Below are 15,047 nucleotides of genomic sequence, written 5' to 3' on the forward strand. Positions count from 1 at the left end.
GGCACGGCGCCGGAGGCCTCGATGACCGGTGGCGCATCCCGATGCCATGACGTGATCAGGCTGTGACCGGTCGTTCGAGCAACGCCAGGGCCAGCCGCGGAAGTTCCTCGCGGTCCGCCGCGGCCCCACTCAACCAGTGCACCCGGGGGTCGCGCCTGAACCATGAATCCTGGCGGCGTGCGAAGCGCTTGGTGGCACGGACGGTCTCGGCTCGCGCTTCCGCTTCCGTGCACTCCCCGGCGAGCGCCCCGAGGACCTGCTGGTAGCCGAGCGCACGCGACGCCGTACGGCCCTCGCGCAGCCCGTGCGCCTCCAGTGCGCGCACCTCGTCGACGAGCCCGGCCTCCCACATCCGGTCGACGCGCAGCGCGATGCGCTCGTCTAGCTCGGGGCGGGCCACGTCGACGCCGATCTGGACGGTGTCGTAGACGGAGTCGTGGCCCGGGAGATTGGCGGTGAAGGGCTGGCCGGTGATCTCTATCACCTCCAGGGCCCTGACGATACGGCGCCCGTTGCTGGGCAGGATGGCGCGTCCGGCCTCGGGGTCGGCGGCGCACAGCCGGGCGTGCAGGGCGCCGGAACCGCGCAGCGCGAGTTCCTCCTCCAGGCGGGCCCTGACCTCGGGGTCCGTGCCGGGGAACTCCAGGTTGTCGACGGCACCGCGGATGTAGAGCCCGGAGCCGCCGACCAGGATCGGCCAGCGGCCCTCGGCGAGCAGGGCGTCGATACGGGCGCGGGCGAGTCGCTGGTACTCGGCGACGGATGCCGTGACGGTCACGTCCCAGATGTCGAGCAGGTGGTGCGGGACGTCGGCGCGCTCCTGGTGCGTCAGCTTGGCGGTGCCGATGTCCATCCCCCGGTACAGCTGCATGGAGTCGGCGTTGACGACCTCGCCGCCGAGCCGTTGGGCCAGGAAGACGCCGAGGTCGGACTTTCCGGCCGCGGTGGGGCCGACGACGGCGATGACACGGGGGGCGGGGGATGCGCTGCTCACCGCACCAGTCTCGCAAACCTCGCAGGCGGGTCTCGAACGAGTTACGTGACAGTCCGTGTCCGGCTTCGTTGCCCGTTGCGAGGTTCCTGCCGCCTGAGAGAGGCGGTGACCGGGGTGGCGCAAACGGACGCACCGGGTCACGCGGGATTTCGCTCGCACGAGTAACGTATGGAGTGGATATGGGCGTTTTTGCACGATTCCTCGGGACGAAGCCGAAGGCGACGGAGGAGCCGGGCGCCGAGACGCCGGCCGGTGTCGAGCCGGACGGGGCCGAAGCGAACGGGTCCGAAGTGAACGGGTCCGAGGCGGAGAACGTGGTGAAGGAGGCGGCCGGGGCGACGGCGGCGAAGGGGCCCGGCGAGGACGACGGCGGGAGCGCGGAGGCGCGCACGGAACCGGATCCCGTCGGGGTCACCGGCGCCGAGAGCACCGAGATCCCCCAGCAGCAGTCCGCCAAGGAAGCCGCTGACAACGAGGCCGGCGAGGGCGCCCGCACATAGCGCCCCGCGAGGGAAGCCATAGGGAAGGTAACCATGGGTCTTTTGGACAATTTGAAGGCCAAGCTCGCCCCGGCCAAGGACAGGGCCTCTCACCTCGCGCAGCAGCACGAGGACAAGATCGACAAGCTCCAGCACGGCATGGACAAGGCCGCGCGGGTCGTCGACGAGAAAACCAAGGGCAAGTACAGCGACAAGATCCAGACGGGTACGGGCAAGGCGAAGGACGCCATGGACCGGTTTGTGCACCCGGACGCGACGGGCGGTACCGCGACCGGCCCCATCACCCCGACCCGGCCGGAGGGACCGCCGCCGGCACCCTGAACCAGGCGGACCACGAAGATCGGCGGACGGCCGAGAGTCACCCGACTCCCGGCCGTCCGCCGTTTTCCCGAAGCGGTCAGGACCAGATCGCCACGAGGTAGCCGACGCCGTACGGCGCGTCGTCGTAGAGCAGCGCCCCGGCAAGGCCCGCCTCCTCGGCAGCGCCGGCCAGGATCTGCCAGGGGGCCCGGCCCGAGGCCTTGAGCTGGTACGCCAGCTCGGTGTCGAGGGCCTTGATCGCCGCGATGTCGGCCGTGCCGAGCGCGCGGGCCGCCTCGGCGTCGAAGGGGGCGGCCCGCTCGTCGAGGTAGCCCGGCGCCTTGAGGGTGCGGCAGGCGCTGGCGTCGCCCATGACCAGCATCGCCACCCGCGCGGCCCGGCCGGCGATCTCCCGCCCGGTGCGGACGCACCGCTCGGCCTCCAGAGGCTCGCCCACGCCGAGCCCCTCGATCGGTGCGTCGGCCCAGCCGGTGCGCTCCAGCAGCCAGGCGCCGACTGCGAGCGAGGCCGGCAGCTCCCGCTCACCGGCCTCGCCGCTGCCCAGCCGTACGTCGACGTCGACGCCGAAGCCCCGGAAGGAGCCCCGGCTGCCCTGCGGGAACACGCCCCGCCCGGGCTTCTCGGCGGGCCCGACCACCACCAGCAGGTCGGGCCGCGCGGCGGCGAGCACGCCCAGCGCGTCGGCACAGGCGGCACGGGCTGCGTCCAGTTCGGGGGCGGCGCCCGCGGCGACCTCGGGGACGAGAAGCGGCGGGCAGGGGCAGACTGCTGCTGCGACAAGCATGATCGGCAGGTTAGCGGCGACGGCCGCCCAGGAGTCAGTCCTCGATCAGGACGTCAGTCAGGTCGATCAATGTGAGGACGAGCACGACGAGCTTGCCGTCGCTGATCACGTACTCGACGAAGAGGTTGCGGGAGAGGGCGATCTCCCGCGTCGACTCGTCGCCGCGGACGGGATGGGAGAGCTTGTGCCGCGGTTCGGTCACCAGTATGGCCAGGCCGCGCTCCAGCACGTCACGCCTGTCGGCGGGCAGGCTGTCGCGCACTTGGGCGGCCTCTTCGGTGAACGCAACTCGGTACGGCAACATGTGATGCTCCTTTCCGCCCGTATTGTGGCAGGCCGTCAGTCGCAGCCGCAGCCGCTCCCCGAGGCCACGGGCAGTGGCTCCGGTACGCCGATCTTCGGCAGTCCGAGCAGTACGCCCGCCGGCTTGGCCGCCTCGGCGGCGTTGCGCTTCTCCCAGGCGTCGCCCGCGCGGGTCCGGCGCACGTCCAGTACGGCGCCCTCCGCGAGGAGGTGGTGCGGGGCGGCGTACGTGATCTCGACGGTGACGACGTCGCCGGGGCGGATCTCCTGGTCGGGCTTGGTGAAGTGGACCAGGCGGTTGTCGGGGGCGCGGCCGGAGAGGCGGTGGGTGGCGCCGTCCTTGCGGCCCTCGCCCTCGGCGACCATCAGCTCCAGGGTGCGGCCGACCTGCTTCTTGTTCTCGTCCCAGGAGATCTCCTCCTGGAGGGCGACGAGACGCTCGTAGCGTGCCTGGACGACCTCCTTGGGGATCTGGTTCTCCATGGTGGCGGCCGGGGTGCCGGGCCGCTTGGAGTACTGGAAGGTGAAGGCCTGGGTGAAGCGGGCCTCACGGACCACGTGCATGGTCTGCTCGAAGTCCTCCTCCGTCTCGCCCGGGAAGCCCACGATGATGTCCGTCGTGATCGCGGCGTGCGGGATGGCGGCCCGCACCTTCTCGATGATCCCGAGGTAGCGGTCCTGCCGGTACGAGCGGCGCATCGCCTTCAGAACCGTGTCCGAGCCGGACTGGAGCGGCATGTGGAGCTGGGGCATGACGTTCGGGGTCTCCGCCATGGCCGCGATCACGTCGTCCGTGAAGTCGCGGGGGTGCGGGGAGGTGAAGCGGACCCGCTCCAGACCCTCGATGCTCCCGCAGGCCCGCAGCAGCTTGCTGAAGGCCTCGCGGTCGCCGATGTCGGAGCCGTACGCGTTGACGTTCTGCCCGAGCAGCGTGATCTCGCTGACGCCCTCACCGACCAGGGCCTCGATCTCGGCGAGGATGTCGCCGGTGCGGCGGTCCTTCTCCTTGCCGCGCAGGGCCGGGACGATGCAGAAGGTGCAGGTGTTGTTGCAGCCGACGGAGATCGACACCCAGGCCGCGTACGCGCTCTCGCGCCGGGTCGGCAGCGTGGAGGGGAACGCCTCCAGCGACTCGGCGATCTCGACCTGCGCCTCCTCCTGGACCCGGGCGCGCTCCAGCAGGACCGGCAGCTTGCCGATGTTGTGCGTGCCGAAGACGACGTCGACCCAGGGGGCCCTCTTCACGATGGTGTCGCGGTCCTTCTGAGCGAGGCAGCCGCCGACCGCGATCTGCATACCGGGGCGCTTCGTCTTCATCGGGGCGAGGCGGCCGAGGTTGCCGTAGAGGCGGTTGTCGGCGTTCTCCCGGACGGCGCAGGTGTTGAAGACGACGACATCGGCGTCGCCGTCGGAGCCCTCGGGCGCGCGTACGTATCCCGCCTCCTCCAGCAGCCCGGACAATCGCTCGGAGTCGTGGACGTTCATCTGGCACCCGTAGGTGCGGATTTCGTAACTCTTGGATCCTTGAACGTCCACTGCGGGGCTCCGGTCGCTGCTGCTGGTCATGGCTCAAGGGTAGGCGTTGTCCTTGGTGCCCTGTCCCCACGCGTGTGGCGGCAGCCGGATCAGCACGCCGCTAGGGCTGCGCCCCGGTGCAGGTCTTGCCCGGGGCCAGGGGGTCGGGGTCATAGAGTCCGTCCACGTCCCAGCGGCTGGCGGGGATCTCCTCGACGCAGTCCCGCCCTTCCCGCAGCACTGTGTAAAGGTCGTCCGGCCCGTGCACTCGACCGGGGAGAGTGCACCCGATCCCTATCGACGCGATGGGCTCGACATCCATGCAGGATTTCTCCTTCGAAGGACGGGAAAAGGAGCTGTCACAGCGCCCGGAAATTCGCCGAGTTCCATTTCGGCGCACCTGTGTAAGGCTGGGTGCGCGGCCGATCAGGGAACAAGCAGCGCTGTTGGTGCGGGCGACGTCTGCGGAGGGCGTGCGTGGACGGAGGGCGCGTGACGGTGGCCGTGTGCCCGCCCCGAGTTCCTGCCGTGGCCCGAGGGGCGAGCCGTCGCGCCGAGAACCGCGGACACCGCGGCCCACCCGCCGCCGTCGAGCTCAGGCCCGTGCCGGTTCGGCCTCGGTGATGGCCGGGGCCACGTCGTCCGTGGCGTGGCCGGACGCGATCGCCTCGTCCCAGCGCTTCAGCAGTGCTTCGGTGAGCGGCAGTTCGAGCCCCCGGTGGTCGGCGGCCGCCAGGGCGAGGGCCGCGTCCTTGCCCGCGTGGTGCAGCGGGAAACCCGGGGTGAAGTCGTGCTCGACCATGGCACGCCCCTTGGCCGTCGCATAGGGGGATCCCAGCGGGCTCTCCGTGAGGGTGCCGAGCACCAGACCCGGTTCCAGCCCGAGCGCGCCGGCCAGGCTGATGGTCTCGGCCATGCCTTCGACCAGGACCGCCAGCCAGTTGTTCAGGACCAGCTTGAAGCGGTTGCCGTCGCCGAGGTGGTCCAGCCACAGCGTCCGGTGGCCCAGCGCGTCGAACAGTGGCTGTACGCGGGGGCGCAGTGCCGGATCCCCGGAGGCGAGGACGAGCAGTTCGCCCCGTTCCGCGGGCTCGGAACTCCCGGAGACGGGGGCGTCGACGAACGCGGCGGTCCCCTCGGTGAGTTCCGCCAGGTGCCGGGTGGCGTGCACGCCGACCGTGCTCATCTGGATCCAGACCGCGCCCGGCTCGATCGCGGTCAGGGCACCCTCGGCGCCGGCCATCGCGCTCTCCACGGCGGCACCGTCGGTGAGCATGGTGATCAGGAACTCGGCCTCCGCGGCCGCCTCGGCCGGGGTCCCGGCCACCCGCGCGCCTTGGCCGGCGAGCTCCTCCGCCTTCTGCCGGGTCCGGTTCCACACCGTCACGTCGAACCCGGCGCGCAGCAGACTGCGCGCGATGGGGGCGCCCATGACACCGGTGCCGAGGACGGCGACCCGGGTCCTTGCTGTGCTTGTTCGTTCGGTCTGTTCAGTTCGCTTTGTCATCACACACTCTCCGGGGAAGGTCCGGCCACCGGGGCGGCCGCCGCCATGATCGAGTCGCTCGACTTGAGGTCCGCCGGTGCTGCGCAGGCTGCCCTTATGGGTGACCACCAACTTGCCGAAGTGACCGCGGAGGTCGAGGTCAGCCCGCTCTGGCGCCGACCACATGCCCGATCCCGAAGACGGCCGCGGCGGCGAGGGCGCCCACGAAGAGCTGACGGGCTCCGGAGCGCAGCGGGGGCCGGCCGTTGAGCAGGCCGATCGCACCGCCGACGGCGAACAGGGCGCTGCCCGCCAGGGCGACGGCGAGGAGCAGTGCGGCCGTCCCCGAGAGGAAGAGGAAGGGCAGTACGGCGGTCAGCGCGCCGATGGCGAACGAGGCGAGGCTGGAGAACGCCGCCGACCACGGTGAACCCAACTCGTCGGGGTCCAGCCCGAGTTCCTCGCGGACCATGGTGTTCAGGGCGGTGTCGTGGTCCCGCATGATGGTCGTCGCGACATGCCGGGCGTCGTCCGCGTCCAGCCCCTTGTCCCGGTAGACCTGGGCGAGTTCCGCCTGCCGCGCGCCCGGGTCGGCGCGCAGCCGGTCGGCGGCGACCGCTATCTCGCGTTCGTAGGCCTCGCGTTGGCTGCGCATGGAGATGTACTCGCCGGCGGCCATGGAGAACGCTCCGGCCAGCAGTCCCGCGACTCCGGCGAACAGGACCGCCGTACCCGGGACGCCGGATCCGGCGAAGCCCATCACCAGGGCCGTGTTGGAGACCAGGCCGTCGTTGACGCCGAACACCGCGGCGCGCAGGGCGCCCGAGCGGTCACCGCGCCGCGATCGCTCGGCGGGGTCCCTGGTCTCGGCCTTCACCGTGTCCGCGCGAGCGACGTACGGCCGTTCGGATGACGTCAGCGACATCGCAGCTCTCCGATCTTCGATGGTGGTTCCATCGGCGACTAATACCGGCCTGCCGGATATTCACCGCCATACACACCAACGCACGGAAAGCCGCACTGTTTCCCAATTGCGATAGATAGTCGAAGATAAGTGTTATCGCCGGAAAGGATAGGCAACGTAAGAATTATATAAGCGCGTGACTCCCGTCGGCGGGCGTGATGGCACGGGCGGCATGGAGCTGCGGGCGTTCGTGGCGGTCGTGGAGGAGGGCGGGCTGTCCGCTGCGGCGCGGCGGCTGCATGTGAGTCAGCCCGCTCTACCTTCTTGATCGGGTTGATCGAGCCATTCGTAGGTTGGATCGCCCAGGGGTACTGGGTGTGGCTATCAGCCCGCTGCCGATTCGTGGCTCCCGAGGCTTCGCCGCCCAGTGCCCCACGACGACTCGGCCGCCGATTAGGAAGTGCGAACAAGTCGCTGTGTAGAGCAATGCCGGCGAGGTCGTCCGTGGCACGAACAGCACGAATACGCACGTCAGGAGCACGATGAGCCGGATATGGGCAGGGATCGACAGCGGCAAGGGCCACCACCACGGCCTCGCGCTGGACGCCGAGGGCAAGACCCTGCTGTCGCGACGGGTCGCCAACGACGAGCCCGAGCTGCTGAAGCTGATCGGAGACGTCCTCGACCTCGCCGACGGTCGTCCGGTCACCTGGGCCATCGACATGACCGGCGGCGAGCCCGCGCTGCTGCTGGCCCTGCTGGTCAACCACGGCCAGGAGGTCCTGTACTTCCCCGGTCGGCTGGTGAACCGGGCCTCCGACGGCTACCGCGGTGAGGGTAAGACCGACGCTCGCGACGCGTACGTCATCGCCGACCAGGCCAGGATGCGCCGCGACCTTCGGCCCATCCGCCCCGGCGACGATGCGGCCGTCGAGCTCAAGCTGCTGACCGGACGCCGGGCCGACCTGGTCGAGGACCGTACCCGGGTCGTCGACCGCCTGCGTGGCACCTTGCTGAGCATGTTCCCAGCCCTGGAGCGGGCTCTGGACGTGACCAAGACCGGTCCGCTCCGGCTGCTGACGGGGTACCAGACCCCGGCCGCGATACGCCGGGTCGGGACCGCGCGGCTAACGAAGTGGCTGGCCAACCGCAAGGTCCGAAACGCGAGATCCCTGGCCGAAGCGGTGGTGGAGGCCGCCGAACGTCAGCACACCGCCGTCCCCGGGGAGAAGACCACCGCGAAGCTGGTCCACACCCTGGCCGAGGAGGTGATGGCCCTCAACGAGCAGATTTCCGAGATGGACAAGCTCATCGAGGGCCGGTTTCGCGAGCACGAACTCGCTGACATCGTCCTGAGCGTCCCGCGAATCGGCACCGTGCTCGGTGCTGAGTTCCTCGCCGCCGTCGGCGGCAGCCTGGACGAGTTCGACTCCCCGGACGCCCTGGCGGCCTTCGCCGGCGTCGCCCCCGCGCCGCGCGACTCGGGCAAGGTCAGCGGCAACCTCCACCGGCCGCTCATCTATCACCGCAGGCTCCAACGCGTCTTCTACACCTCCGCGCTGGTCAGCGTCCGCTGCGACCCGAACTCGCGGAAGTTCTACGACCGCAAACGCGTCGAGGGGAAGAAGCACGTCCAGGCCGTGCTCGCCCTCGCCCGCCGACGCGTCAACGTCTTGTGGGCCTTGATCCGTGACCGACGGTGCTATCAAGTCACACCACCGGTGACTGCCGCCGCTTGACAACAGCATTAGGAAGCCTCGGGCGCCCGCCGGAAGAGCTCGTTCAGGTCTGTCTGTGAGATCTGGTGTTCGGCGTAGGAGAAGGTCCCCCGGTCCGCCAGCTCCTTCGCCGCGCCGAGCAGCTGCGCATACATCGCCCGTGCGATGCTGCCGCCCACCGTGACCCGGCGCACCCCGAGCTCCCGCAGGTCGGCCAGTGACAGGGCGTTGCCGGTCAGCCCCATCACCACGTTCAGCGGGCCGTCGATCTCGCGCACCAGTGTGCCGATCGTCTCGGGATCGGCCGCACCCGGCACGAACGCGCAGTCCGCGCCCGCCGCCAGATAGGCGTTGGCCCGCCGGACGGCCTCGTCGAGCGGTCCTCCGGTCAGCAGCACGTCGGTGCGGCCGACCAGGACGAACGGCTCACCGGCCGTGTCGACCGCCTCCCGTGCGGCACGGATACGGTCCGCCGAGAGCTCCGGATCGTAGAGCGGCCGGGAGCGGTCGCCGGTGAAGTCCTCGACGTTGCCGCCCGCGGCTCCGGCCGCGAGGGTCATCGAGATCGTCTCGGCCACGGTCCCGGGCGCCTCGCCGAACCCGTCCTCCAGGTCCGCGCTCACCGGGATCCGCACCTCGGCGGCCATCTCGCCGATCCGGCGGATCATGGTCGGGCGGTCCACCCGGTCGCCGGCCGACGATTTGTCGACGTAGTCATGGTCCGGGCGGCCCAGGGAGAAGGCCACCCCCGCGCTGGTGGTGGCCACGGCCGGGAACCCGGCCGACTCCAGGACGCGGGCGCTTCCCGCGTCCCAGGCGTTGGGGAGCAGGAAGCAGCCCTCGCGGTGCAACTCGACGAAGCGTGCGGCCAGTTCCGAGCGTTGAGTGTCCACGTCGCCCAGTCTGTCAGCCCGGCATAGCCGAGGGTGAGGGTCTCGCGGTCCACCCGCGCCTCACGGTCCTGCAGCGGTCGTACGACGTCGTCGGCCGCGTCCATGAGCGGGAAAAGCGCGCAGCCGTGCTCTCAGCCCATCAGGTCGGCGACCGCGACGAAGGCCTCCAGCGGACAGTTGCCGGCCCCGGCGCCCTGGCCGGCGGGGGAGGCGTCGACGCGGGTGACGCCGTTCTCCACGGTGACGACCGAGTTGGCCACCCCCGGGCCCAGGTTGTGGTGGGCGTGAATGCCCAGCTCCGTCGCCGGGTCCAGGACCTCGCGGTACGCCCGGACCCGGTCACGGACGCCGTCCATGGAGTTCTGCGCACGGGTCACCGGGTGGCTGGAGACGACGGGCCGCGCGCCCGGCCGGACGATCGCGGTGGTGGAGCCGGAGGTGGTACGGGCCGTGGTACTGCACGCGCTCGGGGCGCCCGAGTCGGCATTCTGGCGCGTGGACGTCCCGCCGCCGGCGGCGACGGAGGTCACCGGCGACCCTGGCCGGTCGGAACCTCCGGCTCGGCCGGGTCGGCAGCTAGGGAGCGTCCGACGGGCGGCGGAAACCGGTGGAACAGCGCACCCCGCCCTGCCTAGGGTCCCGGCATGACCACCCGCACCTTCCGCGTCACCGTCCGCGGCGTCTTCGACGGCCTCAGCGCCGAGCAGCGCGCCGAACTGCTGTCCAGGGCCGCCGACCACGACGTGCTGCGCGCGGCCTTCACGCCCGAGGGCCATCTCAGCTACGACATCGCCGCGAGGGCCGCCTTCACCTTCCGCTTCCTGGACACCGGGGAGGAAGAGGAGGACATCCTGGAGGCGACCGAACGTGCCGAGGAGGCGGCCAGGGAGTGGCTCGCCGAGCGCGGGTACGGCCACAAGAACCTCCGGTCCCGCGCGGAGGATCTCTCGCAGGCACCCCTGAGCAAACGGCAGCGCCGGGCTGCCGCGCAGCAGCAGGGCTGAGCTTCCCGGAAACGGCCACGGCGGCCTGAAGTCGCCGTGGTTCAGGTCACGTTGGGCTGTGGCCGGGTTGTGGAGGCCTGGTGTCCGCGGGCGTGGCATGCTCGGGCCCGCACCGAGTTACCGGCCGGTTCTACCCGTCGGTAGCCAACGTCGGTGTCTCTTCGTCACCCCCCACCCTCAGGACTGACCTTGCGCAGACGCACGAGGCCCGGGCATGCCCTCATGCCCGCCTTCGCCGTGACCGCCCTCCTTCTCGCCGTGGGCTGCTCCGCACCCCCGCACCAGAGTTCCGCCGGGGACCGCGCCCAGGAGACCGGCCGGGTCTCCGACGACACCACCGCCACCGCCCGCACGGACGGCCAGTCGCTCGCCGTCGCCGCCGCGCCCGCCGCCACCGCGACCGCGACCGCCGGTCCGGCGGGTTCGGGCCGCCCGGCGCACCCCACCACGCTCACCATCGCCTCGTACGACAGCAGGACCCGGCGCGCCGTCATATCCAAGACGGCCAAGGGAAGTTCGGCGTCCCCGACCGTCTCCCCCAGCCCCTCGGCATCGGCATCGCCCCCGGCAGCGCCCGGGCAGGCCGCCGTCGGTGATGTGATCGCCAGCGCCCCCGCGCCCGGCGCCCCGGACGGACTGCTCGCCAAGGTCACCAAGGTGATCGGCGAGACCGACGAGGGCACCGAGGTGCAGACCCAGTCCGCCACGCTCGACGCCCTGCTCGGCGACGACACCGCGAAGGGCACCGTGCCGGTCGCCCCCGACACCTTCGACGTGGACAAGCTGCTGCCCGGCGTCAAGGTGTCCTGGGCCAAGTCGGGTGATGTGCACGTCGGCCCGGAGGGCGCCACCGTGCCGCTCGGCAGTCTCCGGCTGGACGTCAGCGCCGAGATCCCGACCGCCACGGGTGCTCCGGCGTCCGACTCGGCCTCGGTGTCCGGCTTCGTCCAGGTCGCCCCGCAGGTCGACTTCGCCTACGGCGGCGCGGGCACCGGCGCCGCGCCCGGCTCCGCCTACCTCGGCGTCTCCGGTGACTGGGACTCGGGCTGGGCGGTCGAGGGCCGGGCCGCGGCGGCCACGGCCACCCCGCTGCGCATCCCCTTCGCCGAACTGCACGCCGACCCCGTCCTCCAGGTCGGGCCGGTCCCCGTCGTGGTCAACCTCGACCTGACCTGTTACCTCCGGATCAGCGGCGACGGCAAGATCACCGTCGACGTGGCGCAGAGCCTCAAGGGCGATTTCAATGCGGGCGGCACCTTCGGCACGGCCGAGGGCTGGACGCCGGTGAGCAGCTCCGACATGACGAGCACGCCGGTGCGCACCTCGTTGACCACCGCCGGCAGCGTCAAGACCGCGCTCGGCGCCGAGGCCTCGGTGGGCCTCTACGGCGCCGTGGGCGTCACCGCCGACCTGGCCCCCTATCTGCGGGGCGAGGCCATCGGCACGGTCACCGCCACCTCCGCGACTCCGGGCGCGGACGCCCAGGGTGCCTGGAACCTGTACGGCGGTGTCGACCTCTCCGGCACCCTGCGGCTCCAGCTGTCGATCTTTGGTACGCCGGCGGTGCAGCGAAGCATCCCGCTGGGCGCCCTGCACCGCGAGTGGAAGCTGGCGGGCGGCACGCTCTGAGCCCGGGTCAGGCCGCGCCGCCGGGTATCCAGCCCTGGCGGCGCAGCTCGGCCGAGACGTCCGGCGCCCGGTAGTGCTCGCCCTTCAGTACCTTTCCGTCGGCCCGGCGGGCGACCTCCCCGTCGGGCCCCAGCTTGCTCATGTTGGACCGGTGGATCTCGGCGATCACCGCGTCGAGGTCGATCCCGTGCACCAGCGCGGTGCCGTACGCCACGTAGACCACGTCAGCCAGTTCGTGCGCGAGCCGGTCGAGGGGCCCGGCGACTGACACCTCGGCGACCTCCGCGGCCTCCTCGGCGAGCAACTCCCCCCGGTGCGCGGCCAGCTCGGCGGACACCTCGGTCGGCGTGGTGCGGGCGTCCAGGCCGAAGGCGTGGTGGAACTCGCGGACGAGGCGGGCGGGTGAGGAGCTGGTCATGCGAACGACTCTAGCTGCGACCACTGACACTCCCGGCCCGCCGCCCTGCCCCCGGCCCTGGTCAGGAACGTGACCGGCTGGCAGGATCGCGCGCATGTCCAAGGTCTTCCCCCGTATCGGCAGGCGCCGCGCGCTCCAGGGCGCGGCCGCAGGCTTCGTCGCGTTCGGCCTGCTGCTGTGGTGGCTGCTGCCGCTGGGCGAGAAGCCGCCGACCGGGACGATCACCTTCAGCACGGGGACGCTGCGCGGGGTCTACCAGGAGTACGGCGAGCGGCTGCGCACCGAGTTGGGCCGGGACATGCCGGGGCTGAAGGTGAAGCTGGTCCAGAGCGCGGGGTCGTACGAGAACGTGCGGCGGGTGGCGACCGGTCAGGCCGACTTCACCATCGCGGCGGCCGACGCGGTTAAGACGTACGAACTGAACGACGGCCGGGGCGCCGACCGGATGCGCGGGGTGGCGCGGCTCTACGACGACTACGTCCAGCTCGTCGTGGGGCGCGACTCGGGCATCACCAGCGTCGCGCAACTACGGCACAAGCGGGTGGCGATAGGACTGCCCAACTCGGGTGTCCGGCTGATCGCCGACCGGGTGCTCAGGGCCGCCAAGATCGACCCCGCGAAGGACGTCACCCCGGTGTCCGACGGCATCGACACCGGGCCGGACCAGCTGCGGCGGGGCAAGATCGACGCGTTCTTCTGGTCGGGCGGACTGCCGACCAAGGGGCTGCTGGACCTCGCGAAGAAGTTCAGCTTCACGTTCGTGCCGATAGACGGCGGTCTCGTCACCAAGCTGCACTCCGAGGGCGAGGCAGCGCTCTACTACCGGGCGACCAACATGCCCGAGTCGGCGTATCCGTCCGTACAGCAGGGCACCACGGTGGCGACGATCGCGGTCTCCAACCTCCTCATGACCCGCAAGGACATGGACCCGCGCCTCACCGAGTGGGTGACCCGCACGGTCATCAAGAGCCGCGACGACATCGGCGCCCATGTCCACTCGGCCCAACTGGTGGACCTCCGCACGGCGATCTACACGGACCCGCTGCCCTTGCAGGAGGGCGCACGACGGTACTACCGCTCGGTGAAGCCGTGAAGCACCCCTGGGGAAACGCCCGCCAGCGGCGGGAGCAGCCCCCGTCGGCCCGCACCCGACCGCATCCGCACCCACCCCTCTCTCTCACCGGCTCCTCGGTACCGCCACCGTCACCCGCAACCCCCGCGGCTCATGGTGCTCGCACGACAACGAGCCCCCACCCGCCGCCAGCAACGCCCGCGTGATCGACAACCCCAACCCCGACCCCTTCACGTTCTGATGCCGCCCGCTCCGCCAGAACCGGTCCCCCACGCGCGCGAGTTCCTCAGCGGTCAGCCCCGGCCCCGTGTCGGTCACCACGACCTTCGACACGTCACCGTCGGCCGCCACTCCCACCTCCACCGAACCCCCCTCCGGCGTGAACTTCACCGCGTTGTCGATCACCGCGTCCAGTGCGCTGGACAGCGTGATCGGGTCGGCCCACCCGGTGGTCGCCGGGCACTCCCCGCTCAGCCGGACCCCCTTCGCCGCCGCCGCCGGCGCCCACGCCGCGACCCGTTCCGCCGCCAGCCGCCCGACGTCGGTCAGCATCAGGTCCGCCTCGGCGTGCTCGGCCAGGGCGAGGTCGAGCAGGTCTTCCAGGACCTGGGCGAGCCGCTTGCCCTCGGTGCGGACCGAGGCGATCTCCTCGTTGTCCTCGGGGAGTTCGAGGGCGAGCAGCTCGATGCGCAGCAGCAGCGCGGCCAGCGGGTTGCGCAGTTGGTGGGAGGCGTCGGCGACGAACGCGCGCTGCTGCTCCAGCACGTCCTCGACATTGTCCGCCATCTCGTTGAACGCCCGGGCCAGCCGTCTGAGTTCCGGCGGGCCGCCGGCCGCCGCGACCCGGGACTTGAGCCGGCCGCTGGCGATCTCGTGGGTGGTGGCGTCGAGCACCCGCACGGGCCGCAGCACCCACCCGGTCAGCCGTAGGGCCGCGCCGACGGCGAACAGCATCGCGGCGATCTCGCCGGCGCCGATGAACAGCCAGCCGCGCAGGGTTCGTGAACGCATCGGCCCGGTGGGCGAGTCTGTGACCACCACGGCGACGACGTCTCCGTCACGGATCACCGGCGAGGCCACGACGAGCCGGGTGCGCTGCCAGGGCCACACCTGCTGCGGGTCGTGGCTGCGCCGGCTGAGCAGCGCCTCGTCGTAGGCGTCGCGTACCTCGCCCGTCTTCGGCAGGACCCAGTCGTCCGGCGCGTTGGCCATGGAGGACGCGTTGCGGTAGAAGACGCCCGCGCGGATGCCGTAGACCTCGTAGTAGCTGATCAGTTCGCGGCGCAGGGTCTCCTGCCGGTCGTCCGTGCGCATGGGGCGCGCGGTGGTGGGTGCGTCGGTGACGAACTGGGCGAGGGCCGCGAACCGGGCGGTGTCGTCGATCCGGTCCACGACGACCTTCTGCTGCTGGGCGGCGGCCACGCTGCCGGCGAGGGGGACGCCGAGCGCGAGCAGGACCGCCGCCAGCAGGACGATGAGCAGCGGGAGGAGACGTGTGCGCACCCG

General features: G+C 71.3%; 17 protein-coding genes and 1 pseudogene. 7 read left to right on the forward strand and 11 right to left on the reverse strand.

Annotated elements, in window-relative coordinates:
* Positions 1-55 precede the first annotated feature (55 nt).
* Positions 56-994, reverse strand: a complete 939-nt coding sequence (gene miaA / locus ABTY98_RS31630; RefSeq protein ID WP_352224483.1) for a tRNA (adenosine(37)-N6)-dimethylallyltransferase MiaA — start codon at positions 992-994, stop codon at positions 56-58.
* Positions 995-1,173: 179 nt separating this feature from the next.
* Between miaA and ABTY98_RS31635 the strand changes: the two genes are divergently transcribed.
* Together ABTY98_RS31635 and ABTY98_RS31640 are read left to right on the forward strand one after the other, a co-directional pair.
* Positions 1,174-1,494: a hypothetical protein gene (locus ABTY98_RS31635; RefSeq protein ID WP_352224484.1), complete on the forward strand. Its 321-nt coding sequence runs from the start codon at positions 1,174-1,176 to the stop codon at positions 1,492-1,494.
* A gap of 33 nt (positions 1,495-1,527) precedes the next feature.
* Complete coding sequence (locus tag ABTY98_RS31640) at positions 1,528-1,815, forward strand: antitoxin (protein ID WP_352224485.1); 288 nt, start codon at positions 1,528-1,530, stop codon at positions 1,813-1,815.
* A 76-nt stretch (positions 1,816-1,891) separates the two neighbouring features.
* Here ABTY98_RS31640 and ABTY98_RS31645 read toward each other — a convergent pair whose 3' ends face one another.
* The 6 genes from ABTY98_RS31645 to ABTY98_RS31670 all read right to left on the reverse strand — a co-directional run bounded on the left by ABTY98_RS31645 (position 1,892) and on the right by ABTY98_RS31670 (position 6,828).
* Positions 1,892-2,599 carry a class III extradiol dioxygenase subunit B-like domain-containing protein gene (locus ABTY98_RS31645; RefSeq protein WP_352224486.1) on the reverse strand — a complete coding sequence of 236 codons (708 nt, stop codon included), beginning with the start codon at positions 2,597-2,599 and terminating at the stop codon, positions 1,892-1,894.
* A 34-nt stretch (positions 2,600-2,633) separates the two neighbouring features.
* Positions 2,634-2,903: a hypothetical protein gene (locus tag ABTY98_RS31650; RefSeq protein ID WP_352224487.1), complete on the reverse strand. Its 270-nt coding sequence runs from the start codon at positions 2,901-2,903 to the stop codon at positions 2,634-2,636.
* Between the two features lie 35 nt (positions 2,904-2,938).
* Positions 2,939-4,468 carry a tRNA (N6-isopentenyl adenosine(37)-C2)-methylthiotransferase MiaB gene (gene miaB / locus ABTY98_RS31655; protein ID WP_352224488.1) on the reverse strand — a complete coding sequence of 510 codons (1,530 nt, stop codon included), beginning with the start codon at positions 4,466-4,468 and terminating at the stop codon, positions 2,939-2,941.
* Between the two features lie 70 nt (positions 4,469-4,538).
* Positions 4,539-4,739 carry a beta-ketoacyl synthase N-terminal-like domain-containing protein gene (locus tag ABTY98_RS31660; protein WP_352224489.1) on the reverse strand — a complete coding sequence of 67 codons (201 nt, stop codon included), beginning with the start codon at positions 4,737-4,739 and terminating at the stop codon, positions 4,539-4,541.
* 273 nt (positions 4,740-5,012) lie between these two features.
* Complete coding sequence (locus ABTY98_RS31665) at positions 5,013-5,924, reverse strand: NAD(P)-dependent oxidoreductase (RefSeq protein ID WP_352224490.1); 912 nt, start codon at positions 5,922-5,924, stop codon at positions 5,013-5,015.
* A 139-nt stretch (positions 5,925-6,063) separates the two neighbouring features.
* On the reverse strand, positions 6,064-6,828 hold the full coding sequence (locus ABTY98_RS31670; protein ID WP_352224491.1) for a VIT1/CCC1 transporter family protein: 765 nt from the start codon (positions 6,826-6,828) through the stop codon (positions 6,064-6,066).
* Between the two features lie 211 nt (positions 6,829-7,039).
* Between ABTY98_RS31670 and ABTY98_RS31675 the strand changes: the two genes are divergently transcribed.
* Together ABTY98_RS31675 and ABTY98_RS31680 are read left to right on the forward strand one after the other, a co-directional pair.
* Positions 7,040-7,135, forward strand: coding sequence for a helix-turn-helix domain-containing protein (locus tag ABTY98_RS31675; protein ID WP_352224531.1), 96 nt, complete (start codon positions 7,040-7,042; stop codon positions 7,133-7,135).
* Positions 7,136-7,349: 214 nt separating this feature from the next.
* On the forward strand, positions 7,350-8,546 hold the full coding sequence (locus ABTY98_RS31680; protein ID WP_352224492.1) for an IS110 family RNA-guided transposase: 1,197 nt from the start codon (positions 7,350-7,352) through the stop codon (positions 8,544-8,546).
* 8 nt (positions 8,547-8,554) lie between these two features.
* On the opposite strand, the gene ABTY98_RS31685 is transcribed toward ABTY98_RS31680, so the two are convergent.
* Together ABTY98_RS31685 and ABTY98_RS31690 are read right to left on the reverse strand one after the other, a co-directional pair.
* Positions 8,555-9,418, reverse strand: a complete 864-nt coding sequence (locus ABTY98_RS31685; protein ID WP_352224493.1) for an isocitrate lyase/PEP mutase family protein — start codon at positions 9,416-9,418, stop codon at positions 8,555-8,557.
* 14 nt (positions 9,419-9,432) lie between these two features.
* Positions 9,433-9,777: pseudogene (locus ABTY98_RS31690) on the reverse strand (hydroxymethylglutaryl-CoA lyase-like TIM-barrel protein); the annotation flags it as partial.
* Positions 9,778-10,062: 285 nt separating this feature from the next.
* Between ABTY98_RS31690 and ABTY98_RS31695 the strand changes: the two are divergent.
* Complete coding sequence (locus ABTY98_RS31695) at positions 10,063-10,422, forward strand: DUF6204 family protein (protein WP_352224494.1); 360 nt, start codon at positions 10,063-10,065, stop codon at positions 10,420-10,422.
* A 222-nt stretch (positions 10,423-10,644) separates the two neighbouring features.
* Positions 10,645-12,051, forward strand: a complete 1,407-nt coding sequence (locus tag ABTY98_RS31700; protein ID WP_352224495.1) for a hypothetical protein — start codon at positions 10,645-10,647, stop codon at positions 12,049-12,051.
* A 7-nt stretch (positions 12,052-12,058) separates the two neighbouring features.
* Here the strand turns inward: ABTY98_RS31700 and ABTY98_RS31705 are convergent, their stop codons facing one another.
* Positions 12,059-12,469, reverse strand: a complete 411-nt coding sequence (locus ABTY98_RS31705) for a pyrophosphohydrolase domain-containing protein (RefSeq protein WP_352224496.1) — start codon at positions 12,467-12,469, stop codon at positions 12,059-12,061.
* 94 nt (positions 12,470-12,563) lie between these two features.
* On the opposite strand from ABTY98_RS31705, the gene ABTY98_RS31710 reads away from it, so the two are divergent.
* Positions 12,564-13,562: a TAXI family TRAP transporter solute-binding subunit gene (locus ABTY98_RS31710; RefSeq protein WP_352224497.1), complete on the forward strand. Its 999-nt coding sequence runs from the start codon at positions 12,564-12,566 to the stop codon at positions 13,560-13,562.
* 84 nt (positions 13,563-13,646) lie between these two features.
* On the opposite strand, the gene ABTY98_RS31715 is transcribed toward ABTY98_RS31710, so the two are convergent.
* Positions 13,647-15,044, reverse strand: coding sequence for a HAMP domain-containing sensor histidine kinase (locus ABTY98_RS31715; protein WP_352224498.1), 1,398 nt, complete (start codon positions 15,042-15,044; stop codon positions 13,647-13,649).
* Positions 15,045-15,047: the final 3 nt, after the last annotated feature.

Origin of the sequence: Streptomyces sp. NPDC096040 (assembly GCF_040303265.1) — a bacterium.
Classification (GTDB): domain Bacteria; phylum Actinomycetota; class Actinomycetes; order Streptomycetales; family Streptomycetaceae; genus Streptomyces.